Consider the following 25,838-nt stretch of genomic DNA (forward strand, 5'->3'; position numbering starts at 1 on the left):
AACATGAAAAAAAGTGTATTTTGGATTTATTACATCCTGTTTTTTGCCGTATTAAACGAATCGGTTTTTAATGTGTCAACCCCTGATATTGCCGAGCAGTTCGGGCTGAGTGCTTCCGGAGTGAGCTGGGTAATTACGGTCTTCATTACCGTATTCGGTATGGGATCCGTTATTTTCGGAAAGCTTTCAGATTTGTTTAGCGTCAAAAAACTAATCACAATCGGAATCACCCTTTATGGCACGGGCTCCATTTTAGGCTTTGCTTTGCAAGCCTGGTACCCCGCGATTATTGTATCTCGAGCGATTCAAGGAGCCGGCGCATCCGCCATTCCAGCACTCATTATGGTCATTGTTGCCAAATATTTTTCACCCTCAGAACGTGGGAACATGTTTGGTATCATTACATCTACCGTTTCCTTCGCGATCGGCATCGGGCCAGTACTCGGAGGTTATATAGCCGGATCGTTCCACTGGTCCTTTTTATTTCTTGTGCCGCTCCCTGCACTAGTCGCTATTCCTTTTTTTCAAAAGTTCCTTCCTGTGGAAAATACTAGGTCAGGAGAATTGGATGTCCTTGGAGCTGTGCTGATGGGAATCACGGTCTCAACCTTGATTTTATTTACGACAGAAGCCAGCTGGTTTTATTTACTTATTGGTGCGATAACGCTCATTCTATTTATCGTACGTATCCGACGGGCTGATGAACCGTTTGTCGACCCTGCCCTCTTTACCAATCCACTTTACCGCAGCGGACTTATCATTGGCTTTCTTACCTTTAGCACGGTCGTGTCGATGATGTTTGTGATCCCGCTAATGCTAAGTAAAATGTACGGTTTAACGATAGAGAACATTGGGCTCGTCATGTTTCCAGGAGCTTTTAGCGCCGTCATATTCGGAAGAGTGGCTGGGAAGATGACGGTTAAGAGAGGTAGTCATTTTGTCGTATACTTGGGTCTGGCATTGATTGCCCTAAGTCTGCTTTTGCAGTCTTCATCCATAGGTCATTGGGTCTGGTACATTGCGTTGTCTCTCATCATGATGTACATTGGATTCTCGTTCTTACAAACGGCATTAACGGAAAGTGTAACGCAAATATTGCCTCCTGATCGAATCGGAGTCGGCATGGGTTTTTATAACATGACGTCGTTTATTTCCGGAGCAGTAGGAACAGCTGTAGTTGCCAGAGTAATGGAACAGGCAGTGCTAGATTTTCCGCTGCATCCGTTCATCCTAAACTCTCAGGCATATTTGTACAGTAATCTCATCCTATTATTAAGTCTTGTAGTTCTGGCGAGTGTGATCTTGTATTACTTTACATTTGGAAAAAAGAATCCTCAAATGATTAAAGAATTGCGTAATGAACTTGATAAATCTGAAAGCTAGGAAATGAGATGTATGAATAACATCACTATTTTGCCTGAGTGTAACGATCACTTGGGCTTTTTTTGTATAGGAATTCTAGGAGCGTTTTTTTTCAGTCGACTTAGAAGCTTATCTAAACAAGGATTCAGTTAATAATTTAAATAAGAATTCGAATATATACAAATGATACGATAGTGTGGACAAAGTGATTTCAGCAGGAACTTCAGGCTGATTGAAAACGTTTGTCGCATCACAGTGAAGCATATAAAAGAATTTAAAAAATTTACATCCATTTAGTTTGTATTGAAAAACGAATGGATGAAAAAAATAAAAATTTCTCTTGCAAATAGTAACGATTACGTTTTAAAATGTAAAAGTATTAAAAAGAGTAATTTATAAGAGCAGTGTTATTTTTAAATCGTAATAATTTCGGTTTGTTAAAAAGAGGTTTCTGTATTCTAATAAAGTGAATCTTCCATCAGTGGGGGTTTTACTGCCCGTTAAGAATGGGATAAAAGCATAGGGAGGTTCAAATGAGTAAGAAAATTCCAGTAACTGTATTAAGTGGTTATTTAGGTTCAGGAAAAACAACGTTGTTAAATCATATTTTAGCCAATAGAGAAGGAAAAAGAGTTGCAGTCATTGTTAACGATATGAGTGAAGTGAATGTAGATGCTTCTCTTATTAAAAAAGGTGGATTTACAAGAACAGAAGAGAAGCTTGTGGAAATGCAAAATGGCTGTATTTGCTGTACATTGCGTGATGACCTTATGAAAGAAGTGGAAAAACTTGCTTCATTAGGCAACATTGATTATATCCTTATTGAATCGTCGGGAATCAGCGAACCAATTCCTGTTGCTCAAACCTTTACATATGTAGACGAAACACTAGGTGTAGACCTTACGAGAATCTGCAAATTGGATACGATGGTAACTGTTGTTGATGCAAACCGATTTTGGAAGGATTTTTCATCAGGAGAAACACTTCTTGACAGGAAGCAGGCAACAGGAGAAACAGATACGAGAGAAGTAGTTGATCTGTTGATTGACCAAATTGAATTTGCAAATGTTATTTTATTAAATAAAGCTGATTTAGTGGAAGCAGCATCGCTGAAAGAATTGAAAGGAATGATGCAAAAGCTAAATCCAGATGCCGATATAATCGAAACAGATCATAGTCGTGTACCGTTGGACAAAGTGATGGATACAAATCTTTTTGATTTTGATAAGGCAAGTGAAGGAGCTGGATGGATAAAGGAACTAAATGAAGAGCATATACCAGAAACAGAAGAATATGGCATTTCCTCTTTTGTTTATCGAAGCAATCGTCCATTCCATCCAGAAAGGCTCATGAAATGGCTGGAGAATTGGCCGGAAGATATTGTAAGAGCGAAAGGATTCTTTTGGCTCGCTTCCCGAAACGATATGGTCGGACTTTTATCCCAAGCAGGGCCATCCATTATGATACAAGGAGCGGGAAATTGGATTGCTGCCTATCCACAGTCAGAAATAGAGCAGGTTTTGGCAGAAGAACCAGAATTGAAAGCAAAATGGGACTCTAAATATGGAGATAGAATGACGGAAATGGTGTTGATTGGAATAGATATGAATAAAGAAGAAATTATTCATTCACTAGATGAATGTATATTGAATGAAAAAGAAATGGAATCTGATTGGAAATTGTTAAACGATCCTATTCCCTCTTTTACAGGTGTATAAAAAACGATAGAAGCATAAAGAAATTTTTTCACACAATAACGATAATTTATAAAAATAGGAGAGATTAAAAATGAGAGTAAATATTACACTAGCATGTACGGAAACAGGAGATCGCAACTATATCACAACAAAAAATAAAAGAACGAATCCAGACAGAATTGAATTAAAAAAATATTGTCCTCGTTTAAAACGACATACACTTCATCGTGAAACCAAATAAATAGGTAAGATAAATACTTTATAAATCGTAGTATTAAATTTTGTGAATTAGCATATAAAGGCCAGCTGTCTGGTGTAAAAAAGTCATCTTGGGAAAATTTAACTAAATTAGTAGAATCCCAATCAAAATAATTAAGTGGATAGTATGAATTAAGAGTTAAATCGAAATAATTACGTATTGTATAATGGTACTCACTAGATAAGGTGCAAGAAAAAGTCCATCTATTTATCAAATAAAAAGTAAGGAAAATGAAAACAATGAAAAATATAAAAAGTTCTATGCTTTTAGCTATCATAACGATATTATTCCTCTTTGCTTGCTCTAGCAAAAAGGAGGAAGCAGGATCATCCGCAAATAAAAGTTCTAACGATGAACTTGTATTTGCCAGCACAAAAGATATTCGCGATATTAATCCACATCTTTATGCAGGGGAAATGCCAGCACAAAACATTGTATTTGAATCATTAGTAATGAATACGACTGATGGAGTGAAACCCGCTTTAGCTGAAAGCTGGGATATTTCTCAAGATGGTTTAATCTATATTTTTCACCTTAGAAAAGGAGTATTTTTTACGGATGGGGAACCATTTAACGCAGAAGCTGTAAAAATGAATGTTGATGCTGTTGTAGACAATAAAGAAAAAAACTCATGGTTAAACCTTGTGTCTGAAATAAAAGAGACAAAAGTAATCGATGATTTAACCTTTGAGATCGTTCTTAAAAACCCCTATTATCCTACATTAGAGGAGCTCGCATTAACTCGCCCATTCCGTTTTATTTCTCCTAAAAGCTTTATCAATGGAACGACGGCTAATGGTGTAAGCAGTTATGCTGGTACAGGCCCTTATGTGCTGACAGAGCATAAAAAAAATCAATATGCTGTTTTTACAGAAAATAAGAATTACTGGGGAGAAAAACCAATAATCAAGTCTATTAAATGGAAGGTAATGCCTGATCACCAAACAATGCTACTGGCATTAGAAAAGGGAGAAATTGGTCTTCTATTTGGAGCAGATGGAGACATGATTGATAGTGATTCTTTCAAAGCACTGTCTGAGCAAGGGAAATACAGTGCAACTGTCAGCCATCCTGTTGGTTCGCGGGCAATTGTTTTAAATTCGCAGAACCAAATTACAAAAGATTCAAAAGTTCGTGAAGCATTTCAGCATGCGATTAATAAGCAAATGATTGCAGAAGGCATCTTAAATGGAGCGGAGCATGTGGCAGATACCCTTCTTGCGAAATCTGTACCGTATGCTGATATTGGTTTAAAAGGAAAAGAATATAAGAAAGAAAAAGCAAATGCATTGCTTGCAAAAGCTGGTTGGAAAATGGGGAAGGATGGCTATCGTTATAAAGATGGGAAGAAGCTTGACGTAACCATTTATTATAACGCTGATAATGCGCAGGAACGGACAATCAGTGAATCCATGCAAAATGATTTAAAACAGGTTGGTGCGAGCCTTAACATCATAGGAGAAGAAAAACAAGCGTATTTTGACCGCCAAAAAACGGGAAAGTTTGATTTAATGTATTCCTTATCATGGGGAATGCCTTATGATCCACAGACATATGTGTCATCGTGGCGAGTGCCTTCCCATGCAGATTATCAAGCACAAGCAGGACTTGATAAAAAGGATTGGCTGGATCATACTATTTCAGATCTTATGATTGAACAAAGTGAAAAAACACGCAAACAGATGTATAGAGATATATTAACGTATATTCACAATGAAAACATCTATATACCGCTAACGTATTCTGTAACAAAAGCTGTTCATATAAAAGCATTAAAAGGGGTCGGATTTAATGTTTCTCAATACGAGATTCCTTTTGAAAAAATGTACTTTGAATAATCATCGTGAACAATCTTGTGGATAAATGATCCTTATGAAATCCCCGCTGATTATCCTTTTGTAAATAAAAGTGCTAGGCGGGGATTTTTTTCATAAATATAGTTAGGAGTACTTAACATTGAATAGGTATCTAGTAAAACGTGTACTGGCAATTATTCCAATGATTCTCGGCATATCGTTTTTAGCGTTTGTATTGATTAATTTAAGAGCCAGCGATCCAGCGGAGATTGCACTGCGTGTAAACCAGGTTGCACCAACGGAGGAAATGATAGAGGCAATGAGAGTTAATCTTGGATTGGACAAGCCATATTTGGTCCGTTATTTTTCATGGCTCGGAAATAGTCTTCAAGGTGATTTTGGAACCAGCTATGTAACGCATGATCCAGTTGCTTATCAAATAGCTGCTGCCTTGCCAGCGACACTAGCGCTTGCAGCTGTTTCGCTGGTCATTATTCTTACCGCAAGCATTTTTATTGGAGTGCTATGCTCCGTTTATGAAGGAAGCTTTGCTGATAAAGTGATGCGTGCATTTGTATTTATTGGAACCGCTATGCCAAGCTTTTGGGTAGGGATTCTTTTGATGTGGTTTTTTTCGGTTAAGCTGAATTGGTTCGACACAAGCGGCATGGAGAGGCCAAGCTCCGTCATTTTACCAGCAGTTACGCTGTCGCTTGGTTTTATCTCTACCTATGTCCGTCTCATTCGGAATAATATGATAAAAAATAAAAATGAACAGTTTGTACTTTATGCAAGAGTCCGGGGTTTAAAAGAGAGAACGATTATACGAAAAGTCTTTAAAAACTCTCTCCAGGTTTCCATAACGGCGATAGGAATGTCGATTCCTAAGCTCGTTGCAGGAACGGTTATTGTAGAAAATATATTTGCTTGGCCAGGTGTTGGGAGATTATGTGTTACGGCTATCTCTCATTCGGATTTTCCAATCATTCAAGCTTATATACTAATAATGGGCGTACTGTTCGTTGGATTTAACCTTCTTGTTGATATTCTTCAAAAACTGCTTGATCCACGCATGAGAAAGGAGGGGTAGCATGAATTTTTGGAGTCGCTTAAAGGCGGATAAAATGGCGATGTTTTGTTTGTCACTGATCCTATTGGTTAGTGCTGCCGGTATTTTTGCACCTATACTTGCACCACATGATCCTGTAAAAATGAATATCCTGCAGAAATACGCAGGCATCAGCCAAACTTATCCGCTGGGAACAGACCAATTAGGACGATGCATTCTATCAAGGCTTTTGTTTGGCATTCGAACCACGATCCTTTTTGCATTAGCATCGACAAGTATCACGATTGCCATTGGAACATTACTTGGAATTATTTCGGGATTTTTCCGTGGAAAAGTGGATGAGGTTATAATGAGGATTTGTGATATGATGCTTTCCTTTCCAGCGGAAGTAATGATTTTGGCTATTGTTGGTGTACTTGGACCTGGATTAACGAATGTAGTAATAGCAAACATTATTGCAAAGTGGGCTTGGTATACTAGGATGATTCGGTCAGTAGTCATTCAATATACAGACAAAAATTATATTCGTTTTGCTAAAGTATCAGGATGCAGCACTGGCTATATTATGAGAAAACACTTATTCCCTAGTGTGTCGGGCGAAGTGGCAGTATTAGCTACCCTTGATACAGGAGGGGTTATTTTAAACATCTCCGCACTTTCTTTCCTCGGTTTAGGAGTTCAGGCTCCGATACCTGAATGGGGCATGATGTTAAATGAAGCGAAGAATGTGATGGTTACCCATCCTACCCATATGCTCGCACCGGGTTTTGCTATCTTGCTCATTGTAGCAGCATTTAACTTCCTTGGGGACAGTTTGCATTCAGCCATCCATCCTAAAGTCTTTCATAAGAAAAAGAAAGGAGGGCGCATGAATGTCTTTATCCCACTCTTAACGGGCAGTAAGACCCCCACCTCAAGATGCAGAGAAATCGAGGAAGCTAGGTGGGGGACAACTGCCCGTAAAGGTCCGATAAGTTCTACTAACCATCAGTGGGGGATGAAGAAAACCCCCACTGATGGAAGGTTCACTTTATTAGAAGTCAAAAAGTTATCCGTAAATGACACACTTAGTGGAAAGCTGATAGTAAAAGATGCAAGTTTTGCATTGAAAGAAAATACATGCCTTTGCATTGTTGGGGAAAGCGGGAGCGGAAAGTCTTTGACAGCAAAAGCAATCTTAGGATTAACTTCTCCATGGATGGATGTGAGCGGTGAGGCAATTTTTAATGGAGAGAATTTAATTGGGCAATCAAGCCGAATGATGAGAAAAATCCGCGGCCAAAAAATTTGTATGATTCTTCAAGATCCTATGTCTGCTTTTAATCCGCTGGATACTATTGAAAAACAAATGATCGAAACGTTTTGTGAAAATATGGAGATAAAAAAGAAACAGGCGAAAGATATGGCAAGAACGGCTCTTCATCAAGTGCATATCCATCATCCTGAGCAGGTGCTGAAAAAGTATCCCCACCAGCTGTCAGGAGGGATGCTGCAAAGGGTAATGATTTCTATTGCTATGATGGTGGAGCCGGATATCATCATAGCAGATGAGCCGACAACGGCACTCGACTCCATCAACCAGAGAGTGATTGTAGAACAGTTTAAATTGCTTCAAGAAATAACAGGAACTTCGATCATTTTTATTTCCCACGACTTAGGAGTTGCGCAATATTTGGCTGATGAATTGCTTGTGATGAAAAATGGGGAATGTGTGGAAGCTGGAAAGGCAAAGGAAGTATTTGCTTCTCCAAAACACGATTTTACGCAGTTTTTAATTGACACCCGATTGAGCCTTACAAAGCCATTTCAGGAATCTATGCTACGGGAGGGTCGGTATGTTTGTGAACATTGTGAATATATCCAAAAGCTATAAAACGGAAGGGAGATTTTTTAGAAAATCAAAAAGAAAGGTTATAGATGATATTACTTTTTCTATTAAAAAAGGGGAGTGCTTAGGCTTAATTGGAGAAAGTGGAAGTGGAAAGAGCACGCTTAGTCGAATCATACTTGGTCTAGAAAAGCCTGAGCAAGGCAAAGTAATGATGGAGGGAGAACCTATTTCAAAATGGATGAAGAATAAGAAAGGAGGAGCCAGTGTTGTATTTCAGGACTATACTTCTTCCGTAAATCCTTCTTTCACCATTCGCGATATTATAGCAGAACCACTTCTGGCTGTAGGAGATAATAAAAATTTGGACGAGCGGATCAATGAGCTTCTTGCTATAGTAGGACTGCCACATGCCGCCGTACATAAATATCCTCATGAGCTGAGTGGAGGGCAGCTTCAGCGTGTCTGTATTGCACGGGCAATTGCAATAAAGCCAAAATTTATTGTGCTTGATGAAGCAATCAGTTCCCTTGATGTGTCGGTGCAGGCGCAAATTCTTGAGCTGCTTCATCAATTGAAGGAAGAGATGGAAATTACGTATCTTTTCGTTGCCCATGATCTTCAAGCTGCTGCTAATCTATGTGATCGAATTCTTTTTCTTTATAAAGGAAAAATTGTGGAAGAAGCAGACAGCGCCAATCTTGCCCTTGCACAGCATGAATATGCAAAAAAGCTGCTTGGATCGGTTATGCCGTTTCAAGGTCAATAAAGGTAGGGAAAAAGCCTGCAGATTAGCTGATATCGACTATTTCTACAGGCTGCAGGCTTATTATTTATGATGCTTTTGTTCTAAGATTAGAAAGTTTAAGTTTTGGAAGTCTGAGAAGTGTCTAGCTCCAGCGCCCTATCGACTACAACGCTTCCCTCACCTCGTCTACGATAAGTCAACATCGAATCACTACGTGCTTCGTGTTTCCTTTATCTCACTCGATTCAGTCCAGCTTATTCTGTCGATGAGCAAGGACGCTTGCGCTTTTCTTCTAATTTATCACTTGTTTCGTTAATATCATCTACAAGCTGCTCGGAGATTTGCTGTCCTAAAATATCTATATAACGAGCTTTCAAATTTTTGGATGCTTGACGAACGAAAGGTTCTAGTTCTTTTCCTTTTGCTGTTGGATAAATAAGTACTGTTTTACCCTTTCCTTGTCGTTCCACCAACTGTTTTCCTTCTAATTTATCAATAAAGCGTGTAATGGTAGAAGCTGTAATATAAAGTTTTTCGGATAGTTCTTTTTGAGAAATGCCAGGACTTCCGGTAACAAGTCGAATGATATATCCATACATGGGAGATAAACCAGTAGAAGCAAACTCTTCCTCTGCTATTTTTGTAATCGCTCGGCTTAATCGGTTGGCAGAAAAAAATAAGCAATTGTGAAGAAATAGTTCATCCATTGTTTTTGCTCCTCCATTATTTTGTATGTACAACAAAAATGTAAAGGAATTTTTCTGCTTTGTCAAATCATTCCCCCTGCTGCCTGAACAGCAAGAGGAAAGGCCTTAAGTTACATTCATGGAATGTGTTTTATTCACACGGTTTTTCGAAATTCTTAATGCCATTATGGCTGCCAGCAGACACACGATTCCAGCTGATACAAATGGAACCGTATAGCTTCCTAGTAAATCCCTTAATAATCCGGCGCTGTATGCAGCAGTAGATGCTCCGATTTGATGTGCTACAACAATCCAGCCGAAAATCATTCCCGCTTTTTCTTTTCCAAACTCTTGTGATGTAAGCTTAACGGTTGGAGGGACTGTGGCAATCCAATCCAGTCCATAAAAGACGGAGAAGATCATCAGCATCATATGATCGCCAGTGAGAGCAATAGGCAAAAATAAAAGAGAGATTCCTCGGAGACCATAATACCAAAATAACAGTTTTCGACTATCATATCGGTCGGAAAGCCAGCCGGAAAGTGTTGTACCAATTAAATCAAAAATCCCCATAAAAGCAAGCATTCCCGCTGCCGTTACTTGAGCTATTCCATGGTCATGGCCAGCAGCAATAAGATGCGTGCCAATTAGACCATTTGTTGAAAAGCCGCAGAAAAAGAAAGTCCCTGCTAAAAGCCAAAAAGTCGGATTTTTAACGGCCAAACCCAGTGCCTGTATTGGTGCAAGAAAAATATTTCCTTTGATTGCTTGTGGTTGAACAAGCTCGCTTGCCCCATATGGCGGAACTCCTATCTCATCTGGATGGCTGCGCATCCAGATGCTAACAATTAGAAGCACGATTAGTATAGCAGCTACTGCTGTATAAACGGAATATTTCCAGCCAGCCTCGACAATAATTTTAGAAAGAAGCGGCAGAAATAATAATTGACCGGTTGCCGCACTGGCAGTCAGCAATCCGACCACAGTCCCTTGCCTTTTAACAAACCAGTTATTGCTGATGGTCACGCCAAGAACATTTGCCATCATGCCTGTTGCAAGACCTGAGACTAATCCCCATAATAGCTGAAACTGCCATAATGATGTCATCAAAGGAGTAAGCGAGAGACTGACAGCCAAAACAGCTAGAGAAATAATGATTACTTTTCGAATGCCGAATCGCTGCAGCAAAGATGCTGAAAATGGTCCGACTAATCCGTATAAAAAAATGCCAAAGGAAATAACACTGGAAATCCCGCTAAGGCTCCATCCGAATTCCTGTTTAAAAGGAAGAATAAGAATACTTGGCATCGAACGAATGCCTGCAGATACTAATAAGACAAGAAACGTAATAGCAACAACGACCCACCCATAATGGAGCCTAGTTGACTTTGTGTTTGCATCCATTTCATTCTCTCCAATCTTTTTTATATTGGTTGTACATGCAATAATAAACGATTAAGTATAACAGCATAAAAGTAAAGTCATGTGATTTGTTATAGTTGTTTTTTGTAAAAAAAGCAGGGTAAGTCAATATATTTTGTATGTACAACTAAATATATTTTAATTAATTGTTATTGTCAATCTTTTTTTAGGATGGAAAGGGGGGCGTGCTGAATCGTCTGTTTATCATGCTGCAAGCCATTTTTCGAGCAGATATTTTGTCTTAATTGTGACTTTTTTTTGGTACATTTGTGGTATGTTCCTCCATTAGCAAAAAACTTGTTTGCAATCTTTCATTATTCCGTTATAATCCATAATGTCTAAAAAAATATTTTTCTCGTATAATAGCAGGAATATGGCCTGTGAGTTTCTACCAGATAACCGCAAATTATCTGACTACGAGTAAGCGTGCATATGGCAAAAACTATTTTTATGAAAATAATGATAGTTTTCAGCTTAAAAGAGAGCAGCTGCTTACTTTCGTAGTAAGCAGCTGCTCTCTTTTTTACTTTTGGCTGTTTTCTCAAAGTTTGTTGTTTTTCCCATAAAAAAATGGGAGAAGAGTACATAGCAGCCTGCATACACGCAGACTCCTGTGGGAATGCGAGAAAGGCGAGACTTATGCAGGAGCGAAGCTTTGATGCGGCTCGACGCTCGCTAAACGGACGAAGTGTATGCAGGCTGCGAGTTTAAAAGCAACAAATCTATACGAAAACAGCCTTACTTTTTAAAGGGGCGGGTGATATCGCAATGGATTTATTGAAACAAAAAATTGAAACAGAAGGCATCGTGTTAAGTGAAGATGTATTGAAGGTGGATTCTTTTATTAATCATCAAATGGATCCAAATTTGATGAAAGCAATCGGTGTGGAATTCGCAGAAAGATTCAAAGAGGATAAAATTACAAAAATTTTAACGATTGAGTCATCTGGAATTGCTCCTGCAATTATGGCAGGACTTGAATTAAATGTACCTGTTATTTTTGCAAGAAAAAGAAAGTCATTAACATTAACAGATGATTTATATACATCTACGGTATACAGTTTTACCAAACAAGAGTCTAATAACATAACCATATCGAAACAATTTATTACAGAAGGTGACAATGTTCTTATTATTGATGACTTTTTGGCAAACGGCCAGGCGGCAATTGGATTGGCAGATCTTGTGGAACAGGCAAAAGCCAACATTTCCGGAATCGGGATTTTAATAGAAAAATCATTCCAGCCTGGTGCAGAGGACATTATCTCAAAAGGCTATCGTTTAGAATCATTAGCTCGAATTGCTTCTTTAAAGCATGGGAAAGTACAATTTGCAAAAGAACATCATCAAGAGAATTCATACTCTGGAGGCCGATAAAATGAAAAATCATCAGTTGAAAACATGGTCAATTGGATTGCAGCATGTTTTAGCCATGTATGCTGGGGCTGTGCTCGTTCCGTTAATTGTAGGAGGGGCTTTAAAGCTTAGTTTTGAGCAGCTGACTTATTTAGTTTCTATTGACTTATTAACATGTGGCATTGCAACATTGCTTCAAGTCTGGAAAAACAAGTTTTTTGGAATTGGATTGCCTGTTATGCTTGGGTGCACCTTTACAGCAGTAGGACCGATGATTGCAATCGGCAGCCAGCATGGGGTAACAGCTATTTATGGAGCGATTATTGTTTCCGGTGTTTTTGTAGTGCTTATTTCTTCTTTCTTCAGCAAACTGGTAAAATTTTTTCCCCCGGTTGTTACTGGATCAGTTGTAACGATTATCGGTTTAACCTTAATTCCTGTGGCCATTAATGATATGGCTGGTGGACAAGGCAGTGAAAATTTTGGAGGCAGCAGCAACTTATTATTATCTTTTGGTGTTTTAGCATTTATTCTTTTGCTTAATAAATTTGCTTCAGGATTTTTAAAAACAATCTCTATTTTAATCGGTTTAATTGCAGGTACGATTGCTGCTTCCTTTATGGGAATGGTAGATTTTTCTAAAGTGGCCGATGCTTCTTGGTTTCATGGGCTGCAGCCTTTTTATTTTGGAACGCCTACTTTTGAAATTACCTCTATTTTAACAATGACTCTTGTTGCAATTGTTAGTTTAATCGAATCAACTGGTGTATATCTTGCTCTTGGGGATATTACAAAAAAAGAAATTACAGAAAAAGATTTATCCAAAGGCTATCGTGCAGAGGGACTTGCGATTATATTAGGAGGGATTTTAAACTCTTTCCCCTATACAGCTTACTCTCAAAACGTGGGATTAGTTCAATTAACAGGCGTTAAAACGAAAAATGCAATTTTTGCAGCTGGTTCTATCTTAGTCGTATTAGGATTTCTTCCAAAAGTAGCAGCAATCACAACATTAATTCCAACCGCAGTATTAGGAGGAGCATCTATTGCTATGTTTGGAATGGTAGTAGCTTACGGCGTAAAAATGCTGGGACAAGTGGACTTTAATGAGCAAGGTAATCTGTTGATCGTTGCATGCGCGATTGGATTGGGATTAGGTGTTACGGTTGTTCCAGATCTTTTTGCAGGACTTCCACAAGGGGTGCGCATCCTCACACAAAGCGGAATTGTAGCAGGCAGTGTGACAGCGATTGTGTTAAATATTTTATTTAATCTAGTGCCAAACTTCCGTGCGGAAAATGGAAAAGTAGAAGTGGAACAACGCAAAGCAGGATAACAGTTCCTAATAGAATAAACTTTAAAAGACGGCTCTTATTCATGTTTTGAAAGAGAAGCCGTCTTTTTTTATTCAACCTCTTAGTTTATCCCACTCTTAACGGGCAGTAAGAGCCCCACCTCGGGGATGCCGAGAAATCGAGGAAGCTAGGTGTTGAAACTTGCCCATGAAGGTCCGATAAGTGCAACTAACCATCAGTGGTGGATGAGGAAAAACCCCCACTGATGGAAGTTTACTTTTACCTCCATTTGTTTTATTTCATTTCAGCTGTAGGTTTTAACTTTTTGTCCATTATCTTTCCCTATTTTTTTACAAAGTATATCATTGTCCAGATAATGGGAACATGATAAACTATAAAAGTCAGAAAATTATGAAGATTATAATAGAGGAGGAGTATCTGCTGCGTTGTAAAGGAACGTCTTACCATTTATCCCACTCTTAACGGGCAGGATGAGGAAAAACCCCACTGATGGAAGTTTACTTTATAAGGTTGATCAAAAGCTGTCATTAAAGAAGGAGGATTAAAATGAATACGAATTTAGTCAAAGAAAAAAATGGTTTGGAAGTAATGGATCCATCTTTATACAATGAGGACCTGGCACCCGTACCAAAGGAGAAGCGAAATTGGACCTGGCTAAATTACACGACAGTTTGGATGGGGATGGTTCATAATATTGTAGCGTATGAGACAGCAGGTAGTCTTCTTGGTTTAGGAATGAATGTTTGGCAGGCATTAGGAACCGTTGTTTTTGCCAATATTATTTTGATTATTGCGATGTGGCTGAATAGTTCATCGGGAGCAAAATTTGGCGTGCCATTCCCTGTTTTAGTCCGTGCATCCTTTGGCTATAATGGTGCACAATTTCCTATCATTATCCGAGCATTTGTTGCAATTTTTTGGTTTGCTGTTCAGGCATATGCTGGAAGCAAGGCGGTTGGAGCCGTTTTAGGTGTCTTAATACCAGGATGGAACAGCTTATCAGATATTCATTTTATTGGCATGGGTTTAAATGATGCCATAGCTGTAGCCTTATTCTGGGTGTTGCATGCTGTTATTATTTCCCATGGAATGGAGCGTGTAAAATTCTTTGAGCTTTGGGCAGGACCTCTTGTCATTGTACTGGGATTAGGACTCGTTATTTGGGCAATTGTCGTTTCAAAAGGATTTGGACCGTTATTTAATGAACCATCCACTTTATCAGGTGCAGCATTTTGGAATGTGTTTTGGATTTCTGTTACAGGGCTTGTTGGAACATGGGCTACTTTAATATTGAATATTCCAGATTTTACTCGTTTTGCGCGAAGCCAAAAGGATCAGGTCATTGGCCAGGGGATAGGATTGCCAGGAACTGCTATTATTTTTTCGATTATGAGTATTATTACTACCTCAGGCACGATTATTGCTTTTGGCAGACCTATTTGGGACCCTGTAGAGCTTTTACAAGCATTTGGAAATCCCATTGTCCTTATTTTAGGAGCATTTGCCTTGCTTATTGCGACATTATCCGTAAATGTTGCCGCAAACGTCGTATCTCCAGCATATGATCTAGTCAATTTGTTTCCTAAAAAGCTCACCTTTGTGAAAGCAGGATTAATATCTGTTATATTAGCAGTATTCTTTATGCCGTGGCTTTGGTTTAATAATGCAGGAACGATTTTCAATATTCTTGGAGCAATTGGCGGCGCCCTTGGACCGGTAGCAGGAATAATGATTGCTGATTACCATATTGTGAAACGCAGGAATTATGATAAAGCAAGCTTTTATAATAAAAATGGGCAGTATGCTTATAAAAAGGGCTATAATCCTAAAGCGTTTATTGCATTGGTAATTGGATTGGTTGCGTCCTTCATTGGTTTAATGGTCCCAGCTCTTAAAGATCTTTATACGTATTCATGGTTTCTAGGAATAGGATTTGGATTCTTTTCTTATATATTTCTTATGCAGTCTTCTGGCAAGGAAAAAAGTGTTGACAAATTAGAAGGTGCATCTTCTACAACGAATTAAGTTTTGCCTGAATAAAGGTTGATGTTAATGGGCTGTATGGCTCTGGCATCAACCTTTTTTAAGTTGTTTATGGCAATAAAATCTGACAGAATAGGAATGCTATTGCGAAATAATATGTCAGATAATATAGCATATTGCTTTCTTTCTTTTTCAATATCATGTATTATGTAAACTACACGGCATAACTAACAGAATAATCCGAATTTTCCTGCAGGAACTGACCCTTCCATTTCCCACTTAATTAATGATGGTAAATTAATTTAATCCGCTGCTTTCATTTTAACTAACGATCATCTTCATAAAACATCAAGGAGGTATGTGTTATCACGAATACTATTTCATTAAACGATACGATTACGTTTGGAGGAAAACATCCTTTTGTATTGATCGCAGGTCCGTGTGTGATTGAGGATGAGAAATTAATTATGGAAACTGCTGGTCAATTAAAAGAGATTACTGGGAAATTGGGGATTCCTTTTATTTTTAAAGCGTCCTATGATAAGGCAAATCGATCCTCCATTCATTCATTTAGAGGCCCGGGTCTAGAAAAGGGATTAGAAATTTTAGCAAAGGTAAAAGAGTCCTATAATCTGCCTGTAACTTCTGATATTCATGAACCGAATCAGGCGGCAAAAGCAGCAGAAGTGCTGGACATTCTGCAAATACCAGCATTTTTATGCAGACAAACGGATTTATTAGTCGCAGCAGCTGCAACTGGGAAAATTGTGAATGTAAAAAAGGGCCAGTTTTTGGCGCCGTGGGATATGAAAAATGTCGTGACCAAGTTGAAAGAATCGGGAAATGAACAAATTTTATTAACAGAGCGTGGTTCTACGTTTGGATACAATAATTTAGTCGTGGATATGCGCTCCCTAATCTCTATGAATGAATTAGGTGCGCCGGTAGTATTTGATGCTACACACAGTGTGCAAATCCCTGGAGGAAATGGCACAACAACTGGTGGGAAGCGTGAATTTGTTCCATATTTGTCTCGAGCCGCAGCGGCTGTTGGTATTTCATCGATATTTATGGAAGTGCATCCAAATCCAGATGAAGCGATGTCAGATGGTCCTAATATGGTAAAACTAGCGGAATTGGAAGAAGTTTTAAAACCAATTCAGGAGATCGACAGGTTAGTAAAAAATCTGTAAAAATAGGAGTGAGTCGAATGCAAAATGTTAATTTGACTAGAATCGATTATACAGATACATTTGCCACGGTTTTGGAAAAAGAAGCACAAGCCATACTAGATTTACGCCATGTCCTTGATTCTTCCATTGAAGAAGCGATTGAGCTGATTTTATCATGCAAGGGAAAAGTAGTAGTTACAGGTATTGGGAAATCAGGAATTATTGCAAGAAAAATTAAATCCACTTTATCTAGTACAGGTACACCATCCTGTTTTTTGCATCCATCTGAAGGACTTCATGGGGATCTTGGAATGATAACAGCTGATGATGTAGTTCTTGCTATTTCGAATAGTGGAGAGAGTGAAGAGGTATTAAGTCTGCTACCATCCATTCAAACAATTGGGGCAAAATTGATCGCGATTTCAAAAAATATATTTTCCACATTAGCGATAAAAGCAGATATTGTATTATGCCTCGGTGAATTTGAGGAGGCATGTCCTTTAGGGCTGGCGCCAACTACAAGTACTACTGTAACATTAGCTTTGGGAGATGCATTAGCGATTGCACTTCTTGAGGCAAGAAAATTCCGTCCAGAAGATTTTGCATTATTTCATCCTAGTGGATCATTAGGAAGGAAACTTCTATTAAAAGTGGATGATGTTGTTTCAAATACACGGAAGAATCCAATTGTTCGTCAAGGAGACAAAGTAAAAGACGCCTTGTTTGTAATGACAGACCAAGGGTTAGGAGCTGCCTCTATAGTGGATGAAGAAAATCGGCTGATAGGAGTCTTATCGGATGGAGATATACGCCGAGCCTTTTCTCTATCTGTAGATGCATTAAATGAAAAGGTAGAAAGCCTTGCTCCGGATATTCCTATTGTGGTGGAAGAAGGAACATTAGCGGTGGAAGCGCTGCAGTTAATGGAGAATAAAAAAATAACCGTATTGCCAATTGTAAATGAAAAGAACGAACCTGTAGGCATGCTTCATTTGCATGATTTAATGAATTTAGGATTGTAGAGGTCAGATAGCTTATGTCAAGGATTAAACTTATCGTATTAGATGTAGATGGTGTATTAACAGACGGCCGTCTATATATCGGTTCAGATGCTGTCGAATATAAAGCATTTCACACACAAGATGGCATGGGAATCAGCTTAGCCCGCCAAGCTGGTATAAAAACAGCCATTATTACCGGCAGAAAATCAAACGCTGTCCTTAAAAGAGCAGAAGAGCTGCAGATAGATTTTATCTATGAAGGAATAGCGGATAAATTAACCGTTTTGCAGAACTTAATCGATCAAATAGGAATAGGTTTTGAGGAGATTTGTTATATGGGAGACGATCTCAATGATATTCCTATTTTAAAAGAAGTAGGATTTCCATGTGCCCCGCACAATGCCATTGATTTTGTAAAAAAACAAGCAAAGCTTATAACAAAGTCAAGTGGAGGAAATGGAGCTGTTCGGGAAATGATCGATTTCCTTCTAAAAGAGCACTATAGTGATGAAGATTTATTGGAGTTGTTTTTAAGCAGAAAAACAGAAGTCACACAATAATAAGGCTTAACTTTTGTGCGAATTAATATTTTGTCTACACTCGGATCTACCCTTTACATGTAAAAGATGGATCCATATATCTGCATTTTGAGCTAGGAGGAATACATCCTAGCTTTTTCCATGTATCTTTTCATCAATGACCAAAGTATCTACATTTGGACCAAACCAGTCATTTAATTTTGCTTTTGCTTTTTGTTTAATATCATCATCTACATATATAGCCACTTGTATCAAGGCAATTCCCAATGCTCCTAAATCATCTGTATAGCCAATTCCCATAACAAAGTCGGGGATTAAATCCAGTGGAAGGATAAAGTATCCTAAAGCACCGATAATCGTGGCTTTTGTTTTGGCAGGTACTTCCGGCTTTTTTAACGTATAGAATAGAAGCAAAACAGCATAAACAACAGAAGAGCCCGCTTTTTTTCCGAATTTTTTTAGTTTATCCCAAAACTTATCATCAGAATAATATTTGCCTGAAGCATCAAGTTCTTGTTCTAATTGCTCTTGAGATTTTTCCACTTTGCAAATTCCCCCTTCTCTACTGGTTATTTCCTATTGTAACAAATTGGAGATAGATATCCAAAGCATAATAATGCCAGCATCTTTTTGAAAAAGCTAGAAGAGCGTAATGCTCTTTAAGAGTGATGCTAGTTTAAGTAATGTGCTCATTATTCTAACATTAACTTTCGCTTATTCGACGTGTCATGCATTAAAATACCAACGTTTTCGATCTTTTGCAAATAACACTTTGTCTACACGCTAACATGATATAATAGGAATAAGTAATAAATGAATAGGGACTGAAACAGCTCAATCAAAAAGGAAAAAGAACAAGATAAAAGGATAGGCTCTTTTCGTATAGAATGTTGTTATTTAACCCACAGCCTGAATACACTTCGCTTTCCGCGGGGCTACGCCTGAACAGCTTCGTCGTTTCACTCCTGCAGAGGTTCTCGCCTGTCTCGCTAATCCCACAGGAGTCTACGTGTATTCAGGCTGCTTCGTAATTCTAAAAGGTTTTTCAACTTATTAGAAAGCAACAAACTTTTAGAAAACAGCCAAAGGATAAGAAACAGTAGGATGATTGGGGGGAAAGTGATGGCTGAAAAAGGACATGATTATATATGCAGCTGTGGCAGCGACAAAAGGTTTATGCATTGCTGCGGGAAAAATAATGTTCTGTCTTTAAATAATAAAATTGAAAAGGTACTCAATAATATCCAAATGGATATATTTGAGTACGCGATGATTCAATATGAGTCGGAAATAGAAGAATATTTAGAGCAGTATTATAAAAACTTGACCTTAACGCCAGAAATTAAGGATATGCTTCACTTTTTTACTGCCACATGGCTTGTTTCTTGTGTTGAATTAGATGGAAAAACGATTATGGCCGAATATATTGACAGCTTTAGTTATTCTTTAAAAGGGAAAAGAATTAAATCTCTGCTTCAATTATGGAAGCATGCACAATCTTCGGTATCCATTATTCAAAGTTATGATGACTCTTATGTAACAGTACAAGATATATTTACAAAGCAAATGTTTAGAGTAAAGCTTTTTGGCGATGAGGCAACCGTTCAACCTGGAGGCATTCTATTAGGAACCATTCTTCCAGCAGGTGAAACGGCGTTGTTTTTTACGACATATGTGGAAATGCCTGCAAATATAAGTGATAGAATTGTAGATGCTGTTTTGACATTATATGAAAAGAAAAATAAAGCAAATGAGCATGCTTTTATTAGCAAGCATTATCCGGAAGTGCTTTCTCTTTTTTTCTTTGGTCCATCCGATATAACGGTAGAAGGATTGTATTGGAATAGTACTCAGCAAAAAAATGTTGCCTTGCTTTTTATTGATTTTATGATAGAAGCTAATAGGGATGGAGGCAATATTGATATAGGCGTGCAGCTTTGGTTTCAATACTGTCAGCGAAAAGATCCATCCATAAAAAAGCCGATGATTTATGTGGCTGCACTTGTATATTTAATAAATCAACATTTTCCTTATGAAGATATTCCTACGCAAAAAGAATTGGCGGCAGAATTTGATGTTTCCAAAAACAGCATTTCCGCAAAAGTTGCAGAGTTAGAGACCTTACTCGCAGATGAGTTGGCAAACCTGCATTACAATATGGTAAACGCTGACGGAGAGTATCCATCAGGTTTATATCGTTTCAGTGCAGAAGATGTATGGGAGGAAGAGGAAGTGTTAGATGATGAAACAATCGGTGCAAGCGAGCATCATCATGAAAACAGCAGTAAGATTATCCCATTAAAATTAGCCACCAAACATCATGATAAAAGATAAAGGGAAACGTCAACAGTGGGATTTTCCTTTATCCCACTCTTAACGGACAGTAAGACCCCCACCTCGGGGATGCCGAGAAATCAAGGAAGCTAGGTGGTGGAAAACTGCTCGTAAAGGTCCGATTGAGGTACACAAACGAAGGTCGCCACTTCCTTATGTCTTCGTTTGTGTGATCCACATCCTGTGGACCGCAAGCTTTCCATCAGTGGGGGATGAAGACAACCCCCACTGATGGAAAGGTTTACTTTATACCACCCGATGCTTTTAAGCCTTCCTGTGTTTAGAATGATTAACAAGGGATAAAATGGAAGTGGTGAGAAAAAACACCTTGTCATAGACAAATGACAAGGTGTTTTTTCTATTCATCATATTTGTTCATATATTGGTTTCCTAACGCGTCTGTGTAGGTGAGTTTATAATGATACTCTTTAGAAGGGGATGGTTTTTCATAATAGGCTGTAAATAATCCTTTTGTTAGGTTGTATTTTTGGTTCGTTATTAGATTATTTTCATCATCATACACATCCCACTTTAAAGTCATATCACTTTCTGTCGTGATATGAAGATCGATTCCTTTTGACTCTTGTTCTCCATTATTACTTGGGACATTGGTTAGTTGTTCTTTTTTTAGCCACGCTGGCTTTTCTGTTGTTATGCTGCCTTTTAAGGTTTGTTTCTCTGTTCCAGCGTCTGCTGTTATTTCATAGGTGAAGCTGTTGTCCATGCCCCAATAGCCATCATTATCTTTTCCGTCCCAACTAAAACTGTTAACTCCACCATGTACTAGTGCGTGGTCTTGTATTGTTTTGACCAAATTGCTGTATGTATCGAATATTTTTATCGTAACATCCGCATCTTTGGAAAGCTTATAAAACACCTCTGCCGCTTTTTCTGCCACGTATTCAGAATTATATTGAACGGTTGCTGGAGCCTCTAATGTAATTGGTGTGGATCCAACTGCTACTATAGCTGTTTTTGTGATACTTTGATGATAGGAATCTATCATGGTCATTTTTATTTCATATTTTCCATCTTCAGCTGTGTTTCCATCCTTATCTTTTCCATTCCATGTTATAGTTTGGCTTCCTGCACTTGTCTCTTTTTCTAGCATGTTGACAGTCTTTTTATCTTTTGATAGTTCTACGTGAATGATTCCTGATTTAGAAGCAGTATATGGGATCAAAAGCTCGCCGGACGTTTTATCATAATTTACATTGTTTAAGATTAAGGATGGTTTTTGCCAATCCTGTACAATAAAGGAGGCTCCTTTTTTCCTGATGCTATTTCCTGCTTTATCGAATATTTCATAGTAGTAATAATAGTTTCCTTCTTCTACAAAATCGTTTTTATCATTTTTTCCATTCCAACGAAATGTTGTTTTTCCCGCTTTAGCTGGTTTTTTATTTGTCAGTTTTTTACGGCTGCTGCCTTTATCTGTTTGGATATAGGCTGTAACAGCAGCATCCTCCGGCAGCTCAAGTGTGGAGGTTATTTGGTTCTTTCCATTCATTTGAAGGTTAGTGGAGGATAGTTTTTCTTTCTTGGAAGAAGGGGCCTTTGTATCAACAACCATTCTTAGGGAAGCCGGCTTGATCCTGCTATAGATATCAGCAATGGATACCACAAGTTGATATGTCCCATCTTTTACTTCCTTTTTCCCTTTATCCTTTCCATCCCATGTTAACGAATAGCTCCCTGCTGCAAACTGTTTTTTCGATAGAAGTGTTTTAACCGTTTTTCCATTATTGTCGATTATTTTTGCATTTATTTTCGCCTTTTTTGTTAATCGGAAGGAGGCTGTTCCTTTTTTCTTTCTTGCAGGTGAAAAATGATCAGAAGAGCTGCTCTTAAGGGTAAGAGACGCTGTTTTTTCATGTGATACCTTTATTTTTTTTGCTTTGCTTACGATTTCTTTGTTGTTTTTCGCTTTTACAACAAAGCTGTATGTTCCTTCTGGGACTAAATGGTTTTGATCATCGGTGCCGTCCCAAGGAGCAGAAAGATTTCCGCCATTCCACTTTTTATTGGAAACGAGTGTTTTAACCGTTTTCCTTTTCGCATTTTCCACTGTTATTGAAACACTGCTTCCTTTATAAATAGAGATAGATATATTGTTTCTCCTATTTCCGTCTATATTAAAGGAATTTGTATCTACCTTCATATTACTAAGAGGAGCGGGAGTGTTTTGCAAAGCGTTTCCTGCATCAATTCGGCCGTATCCGAAGCGTTCATCCAATCCTTTTGCACCAAGGTCTTTTGCAGTTGAAGTTAGTATATGTTTAACATCTTCTGGTGTCAGCAAAGGATTTTTGGAAAGAATAAGTGCTGCCACACCCGAAACCATCGGAGCTGCCATCGAGGTTCCGTCCATGGAACGGTAATGACTGGCTGGAACAGTTGAGTAGATGTTTACACCAGGTGCAGAAATATCAATAGATGTACCATAATTTGAAAAGTTGGCCAGTCTATCCTTCTGATCAACTGCTGTTACTGAAATAACGGAATCATATGCTGCTGGATAATTGGGGGCATTATTTCCATCATTTCCAGCTGCTGCAACTAAAACAACTCCTCTTGATGCTGCATAGTCAATAGCATATTCTTCTGTATATGTATATTCCAGGCTGTTGTAGCTCATATTAATAATATTCGCTCCATGATCGACAGCATACATAATGCCAACCGATTCATCATAAGCGTCTGCTCCATCTCCTGAAAAAATATTAATAGGCATAATCTGGACATTCGGTGCGATTCCTACTGTTCCTTTATTATCATTTGCAGCAGCTATTATTCCTGCTACATGTGTTCCATGTACATCAGTCTTGATAGATTCACTTTCTGTTACAGCATTGAAAGGGGAGAGAATTCTGCCTTTGAATTCAGGGTGGTTTGTTTGCATTCCTCCATCAATAACAGCTACTGTGATTTTTTTTGAACCTTTTGTTGCATCCCATGCTTGTTGATTGTTTAATTTGTTTAAGTACCATTGTTTTGGATAGAAAGAATCTTTTGGGGTGTAAGAAGCCTTTATTGTATAGTTTGGCTCCACAAACTCAATTTTAGTATCTTTTACTAAACGATCAGCGGCTATTTTAAAAGCATCTTTGGAAGCAGCTTTTGCTAAGGAAAATCCTTTGTAAAACGATTTCTCCTCTAGACTGGCGCTAGATAAAATAAGTTGTCTTTCGTTATCTGTTATCCAAGAATTAAATTTTATTATCAGCTCTAGTCCTTTAAACTCTTTATTCGAATCAAATTGTTTTTCTACATTATTTGTAGAAAGGTGGCTGTTTTTTTTTGTTTCTGCAGCCAAGACATTCGATGCAAAAGAAAATAAAAAGAGAATAAGCAATAACGTCATACCTTTTTTCATCAGCATTCTCCTCCTTTTTGAAAATTAACGAATATACATTCATTATATAGTAGATTTTAGCATATCATGGAGTTTCCATGAATTAGCAAAAAAAAGGGATGGAAATTCATCAAGTTACGAACAGAAAAGAACGATGGAGGAGAAAGAACAGGAGAAAGAATCTTAAAATGCGATTATTTAGAATTAATTCTCTGATTGTTAGAAAATACGAATAATTAATTGGCGGTGTTGTTTTCATTCCTCTAATGTTTTGATTATTCTCTCTCTTTTTTACCAATACTAGAGAAAGAGAGCGAAAAGGCTAGGTGAAAATAAAATGAAGATACTTGGGATTTTTTTTGTTGTTTTAGTTAGTTCCTTATTAATGGTGATGGCAATGGATTTTTTGATCGGAGATAGCTTGTCGCAATCCCTTGATCATCTCATTGATCCGTTTAGAGCTATGCATGCAGGAGAGTATGTTATATTAGCTGGCCTCATTATTATCGTTGTCGGACAGCAAATTGTCATGATTAGGAAAGAGAAATCTGAAAAAGCAAAGGGCTCTAGTTAGCTTTTTGCTTTTTTTTTGTTTCTTTTTTGAATAAAAGATACAAGAATCATAAGAAAAGGAAAGATGATTACCATTGGTAAATGAAGGTAATTCCGCATTTTTTCCCCTTCCGCTATATGTTCCTGAAAATTAGCTGCCATTATCAACGATATATAGATGACAATGCACCCGATAGGAAACAATATTCGATGATGACTTTTCAGCTTAAATAAGTCTGCTATCCCAATCACCGCAGCATAAAGAAAAATGGATGCTTTAAAAAATACAGTAATAAACATAGTAAACACGATAATAGCATCAAGCCGCTGTATAAAATCCAACAGATCGATTTTTCCTACGGTTTTAAGAGTAGGAAAGGTAGCTTGCTCTGTTACATCCACCCCAAGAACAGCAATATTTAAGCTAACGGTCCAGCTTAAAATAACACCACTTAAGATCATGGCAGAAAGCCACACTTTTTTCACTTTCTTCGCTTCATTTAAAAATGGGACAAGCATAGTAAACACAATCATTTCCCCGAAAGGCAAAGGAATGATATTAGGAATAGTTTTGAGAACTGGTTTCCACCCATTTTCTAGAAAAGGGAGGAGATTATGAAATTCCATATTGCCTGATATCAAAACAAGAAAATTTCCTGCTACACCAAACAAAAAGATAATGACAATAAATACTTCGGAAGTTCGAGCTACCACTTCTACACCTAAAATAAGCACATAACAGATAGCTAAAATAAAGGGCACACTAATGGCTATTAAGGGTGTTTCTCTTAATGTCGAGGAAATCAGAAGGTCGCCGAAATCACGAACATTTCTAGAGGTAATATACAAAAAATATAGTACATATAAAAAACCAACAGCCCACCCTATATATTTTCCTAAGATTTTTCTTGCATAACTTGTAAGAGGGAGTTTAGGATACTGAAGAAATAATAAGTAATAAAGGATAAATAGGATAATTCCAATGCATGTGCCTATAAGCGTGGCAAGCCATGCATCTTTTCCTGCTGATAAACCATAGTTGATTACCAAAGCAGTTCCCATATCAAAAATAAACATCATCGAAAATAATTGAATACTACTAATTTTAGCTTTTTCCATGATTTTCTCCTAATTTTATTTCGCCATATGAAACCATAAATTAACTGTTATTTCACCAAAACAACAAACACTATTTTCTTATTTTATCCCACTCTTAACGGGCAGTAAGACCACCACCTCGGGGATGCCGAGAAATCGAGGAAGCTAGGTATTGAAATTCGCCCGTAAAGGTCCGATAAGTGCAACTAACCATCAGTGGGGGATGAGGAAAAACCCCCACTGATGGAAGTTTGCTTTATGGTGC

Annotated in this window: 20 protein-coding genes and 1 riboswitch; of the genes, 15 read left to right on the plus strand and 5 right to left on the minus strand. The window is 38.0% G+C overall.

Annotated features, from left to right (window positions below; genetic code table 11):
* The first annotated feature begins 3 nt into the window (after positions 1-3).
* From ACTYBU_RS05265 to ACTYBU_RS05295, 7 genes are all read left to right on the plus strand, one after another.
* Complete coding sequence (locus ACTYBU_RS05265; RefSeq protein ID WP_445487738.1) at positions 4-1,383, plus strand: MFS transporter; 1,380 nt, start codon at positions 4-6, stop codon at positions 1,381-1,383.
* A gap of 512 nt (positions 1,384-1,895) precedes the next feature.
* Positions 1,896-3,080: a GTP-binding protein gene (locus tag ACTYBU_RS05270; protein WP_445487740.1), complete on the plus strand. Its 1,185-nt coding sequence runs from the start codon at positions 1,896-1,898 to the stop codon at positions 3,078-3,080.
* Positions 3,081-3,150: 70 nt separating this feature from the next.
* The gene (gene rpmG, locus ACTYBU_RS05275) at positions 3,151-3,300 is read left to right on the plus strand and encodes a 50S ribosomal protein L33 (protein ID WP_102272613.1); all 150 of its coding nucleotides are present in this window, start codon (positions 3,151-3,153) and stop codon (positions 3,298-3,300) included.
* Positions 3,301-3,557: 257 nt separating this feature from the next.
* The gene (nikA, locus tag ACTYBU_RS05280; RefSeq protein WP_445487742.1) at positions 3,558-5,156 is read left to right on the plus strand and encodes a nickel ABC transporter substrate-binding protein; all 1,599 of its coding nucleotides are present in this window, start codon (positions 3,558-3,560) and stop codon (positions 5,154-5,156) included.
* Positions 5,157-5,274: 118 nt separating this feature from the next.
* Positions 5,275-6,204 (plus strand): nickel/cobalt ABC transporter permease, encoded by a 930-nt coding sequence (gene opp1B / locus ACTYBU_RS05285; protein WP_445487743.1) that lies wholly within the window; start codon positions 5,275-5,277, stop codon positions 6,202-6,204.
* A 1-nt stretch (position 6,205) separates the two neighbouring features.
* Positions 6,206-8,056: a nickel/cobalt ABC transporter permease gene (gene opp1C / locus ACTYBU_RS05290; RefSeq protein ID WP_445487745.1), complete on the plus strand. Its 1,851-nt coding sequence runs from the start codon at positions 6,206-6,208 to the stop codon at positions 8,054-8,056.
* Positions 8,019-8,780, plus strand: a complete 762-nt coding sequence (locus ACTYBU_RS05295; RefSeq protein WP_445487747.1) for an ABC transporter ATP-binding protein — start codon at positions 8,019-8,021, stop codon at positions 8,778-8,780. Before opp1C ends, ACTYBU_RS05295 begins: the two co-directional genes overlap by 38 nt.
* Before the next feature lie 233 nt (positions 8,781-9,013).
* On the opposite strand, the gene ACTYBU_RS05300 is transcribed toward ACTYBU_RS05295, so the two are convergent.
* Both ACTYBU_RS05300 and ACTYBU_RS05305 read right to left on the minus strand, forming a co-directional pair.
* Complete coding sequence (locus ACTYBU_RS05300) at positions 9,014-9,532, minus strand: MarR family winged helix-turn-helix transcriptional regulator (RefSeq protein ID WP_445487749.1); 519 nt, start codon at positions 9,530-9,532, stop codon at positions 9,014-9,016.
* A 39-nt stretch (positions 9,533-9,571) separates the two neighbouring features.
* Positions 9,572-10,849 (minus strand): MFS transporter, encoded by a 1,278-nt coding sequence (locus ACTYBU_RS05305; protein WP_445487751.1) that lies wholly within the window; start codon positions 10,847-10,849, stop codon positions 9,572-9,574.
* A 353-nt stretch (positions 10,850-11,202) separates the two neighbouring features.
* A riboswitch (purine riboswitch) is annotated at positions 11,203-11,304 on the plus strand.
* Between the two features lie 331 nt (positions 11,305-11,635).
* On the opposite strand from ACTYBU_RS05305, the gene ACTYBU_RS05310 reads away from it, so the two are divergent.
* From ACTYBU_RS05310 to ACTYBU_RS05335, 6 genes are all read left to right on the plus strand, one after another.
* Complete coding sequence (locus ACTYBU_RS05310) at positions 11,636-12,244, plus strand: xanthine phosphoribosyltransferase (RefSeq protein WP_445487753.1); 609 nt, start codon at positions 11,636-11,638, stop codon at positions 12,242-12,244.
* Between the two features lies 1 nt (position 12,245).
* Positions 12,246-13,559 carry a nucleobase:cation symporter-2 family protein gene (locus tag ACTYBU_RS05315; protein ID WP_445487755.1) on the plus strand — a complete coding sequence of 438 codons (1,314 nt, stop codon included), beginning with the start codon at positions 12,246-12,248 and terminating at the stop codon, positions 13,557-13,559.
* Between the two features lie 526 nt (positions 13,560-14,085).
* On the plus strand, positions 14,086-15,564 hold the full coding sequence (locus ACTYBU_RS05320) for an NCS1 family nucleobase:cation symporter-1 (RefSeq protein ID WP_445487757.1): 1,479 nt from the start codon (positions 14,086-14,088) through the stop codon (positions 15,562-15,564).
* 323 nt (positions 15,565-15,887) lie between these two features.
* A complete protein-coding gene (gene kdsA / locus ACTYBU_RS05325) occupies positions 15,888-16,715 on the plus strand; it encodes a 3-deoxy-8-phosphooctulonate synthase (RefSeq protein ID WP_445488135.1) in 828 nt (275 codons plus the stop codon).
* 17 nt (positions 16,716-16,732) lie between these two features.
* On the plus strand, positions 16,733-17,716 hold the full coding sequence (locus ACTYBU_RS05330) for a KpsF/GutQ family sugar-phosphate isomerase (protein ID WP_445487759.1): 984 nt from the start codon (positions 16,733-16,735) through the stop codon (positions 17,714-17,716).
* Positions 17,717-17,730: 14 nt separating this feature from the next.
* Complete coding sequence (locus ACTYBU_RS05335) at positions 17,731-18,255, plus strand: KdsC family phosphatase (RefSeq protein WP_445487760.1); 525 nt, start codon at positions 17,731-17,733, stop codon at positions 18,253-18,255.
* A 108-nt stretch (positions 18,256-18,363) separates the two neighbouring features.
* Here ACTYBU_RS05335 and ACTYBU_RS05340 read toward each other — a convergent pair whose 3' ends face one another.
* Complete coding sequence (locus ACTYBU_RS05340) at positions 18,364-18,777, minus strand: YkvA family protein (protein WP_445487762.1); 414 nt, start codon at positions 18,775-18,777, stop codon at positions 18,364-18,366.
* Positions 18,778-19,356: 579 nt separating this feature from the next.
* Here ACTYBU_RS05340 and ACTYBU_RS05345 point away from each other — a divergent pair.
* The gene (locus ACTYBU_RS05345; protein ID WP_445487764.1) at positions 19,357-20,568 is read left to right on the plus strand and encodes a hypothetical protein; all 1,212 of its coding nucleotides are present in this window, start codon (positions 19,357-19,359) and stop codon (positions 20,566-20,568) included.
* A 358-nt stretch (positions 20,569-20,926) separates the two neighbouring features.
* On the opposite strand, the gene ACTYBU_RS05350 is transcribed toward ACTYBU_RS05345, so the two are convergent.
* A complete protein-coding gene (locus ACTYBU_RS05350) occupies positions 20,927-23,944 on the minus strand; it encodes a S8 family serine peptidase (RefSeq protein ID WP_445487766.1) in 3,018 nt (1,005 codons plus the stop codon).
* Between the two features lie 316 nt (positions 23,945-24,260).
* Between ACTYBU_RS05350 and ACTYBU_RS05355 the strand changes: the two genes are divergently transcribed.
* Positions 24,261-24,497, plus strand: coding sequence for a hypothetical protein (locus ACTYBU_RS05355; protein WP_445487767.1), 237 nt, complete (start codon positions 24,261-24,263; stop codon positions 24,495-24,497).
* Here the strand turns inward: ACTYBU_RS05355 and ACTYBU_RS05360 are convergent.
* Positions 24,494-25,594: a GerAB/ArcD/ProY family transporter gene (locus tag ACTYBU_RS05360; protein ID WP_445487768.1), complete on the minus strand. Its 1,101-nt coding sequence runs from the start codon at positions 25,592-25,594 to the stop codon at positions 24,494-24,496. The two genes, ACTYBU_RS05355 and ACTYBU_RS05360, sit on opposite strands and share 4 nt — an antisense overlap.
* Positions 25,595-25,838: the final 244 nt, after the last annotated feature.

The organism is Niallia sp. 03133 (assembly GCF_052663225.1).

Excerpts from the sequence above, each read along its gene's own strand:
- ACTYBU_RS05315 (WP_445487755.1), top strand. The coding sequence starts at position 12,246 with ATGAAAAATCATCAGTTGAAAACATGGTCAATTGGATTGCAGCATGTT.
- ACTYBU_RS05305 (WP_445487751.1), bottom strand. The coding sequence starts at position 10,849 with ATGGATGCAAACACAAAGTCAACTAGGCTCCATTATGGGTGGGTCGTT.
- ACTYBU_RS05295 (WP_445487747.1), top strand. The coding sequence starts at position 8,019 with ATGTTTGTGAACATTGTGAATATATCCAAAAGCTATAAAACGGAAGGG.
- ACTYBU_RS05270 (WP_445487740.1), top strand. The coding sequence starts at position 1,896 with ATGAGTAAGAAAATTCCAGTAACTGTATTAAGTGGTTATTTAGGTTCA.
- ACTYBU_RS05330 (WP_445487759.1), top strand. The coding sequence starts at position 16,733 with ATGCAAAATGTTAATTTGACTAGAATCGATTATACAGATACATTTGCC.
- ACTYBU_RS05335 (WP_445487760.1), top strand. The coding sequence starts at position 17,731 with ATGTCAAGGATTAAACTTATCGTATTAGATGTAGATGGTGTATTAACA.
- ACTYBU_RS05310 (WP_445487753.1), top strand. The coding sequence starts at position 11,636 with ATGGATTTATTGAAACAAAAAATTGAAACAGAAGGCATCGTGTTAAGT.
- ACTYBU_RS05360 (WP_445487768.1), bottom strand. The coding sequence starts at position 25,594 with ATGGAAAAAGCTAAAATTAGTAGTATTCAATTATTTTCGATGATGTTT.
- ACTYBU_RS05355 (WP_445487767.1), top strand. The coding sequence starts at position 24,261 with ATGAAGATACTTGGGATTTTTTTTGTTGTTTTAGTTAGTTCCTTATTA.
- nikA (WP_445487742.1), top strand. The coding sequence starts at position 3,558 with ATGAAAAATATAAAAAGTTCTATGCTTTTAGCTATCATAACGATATTA.
- ACTYBU_RS05320 (WP_445487757.1), top strand. The coding sequence starts at position 14,086 with ATGAATACGAATTTAGTCAAAGAAAAAAATGGTTTGGAAGTAATGGAT.
- ACTYBU_RS05265 (WP_445487738.1), top strand. The coding sequence starts at position 4 with ATGAAAAAAAGTGTATTTTGGATTTATTACATCCTGTTTTTTGCCGTA.
- rpmG (WP_102272613.1), top strand. The coding sequence starts at position 3,151 with ATGAGAGTAAATATTACACTAGCATGTACGGAAACAGGAGATCGCAAC.
- opp1C (WP_445487745.1), top strand. The coding sequence starts at position 6,206 with ATGAATTTTTGGAGTCGCTTAAAGGCGGATAAAATGGCGATGTTTTGT.
- ACTYBU_RS05350 (WP_445487766.1), bottom strand. The coding sequence starts at position 23,944 with ATGAAAAAAGGTATGACGTTATTGCTTATTCTCTTTTTATTTTCTTTT.
- ACTYBU_RS05345 (WP_445487764.1), top strand. The coding sequence starts at position 19,357 with ATGGCTGAAAAAGGACATGATTATATATGCAGCTGTGGCAGCGACAAA.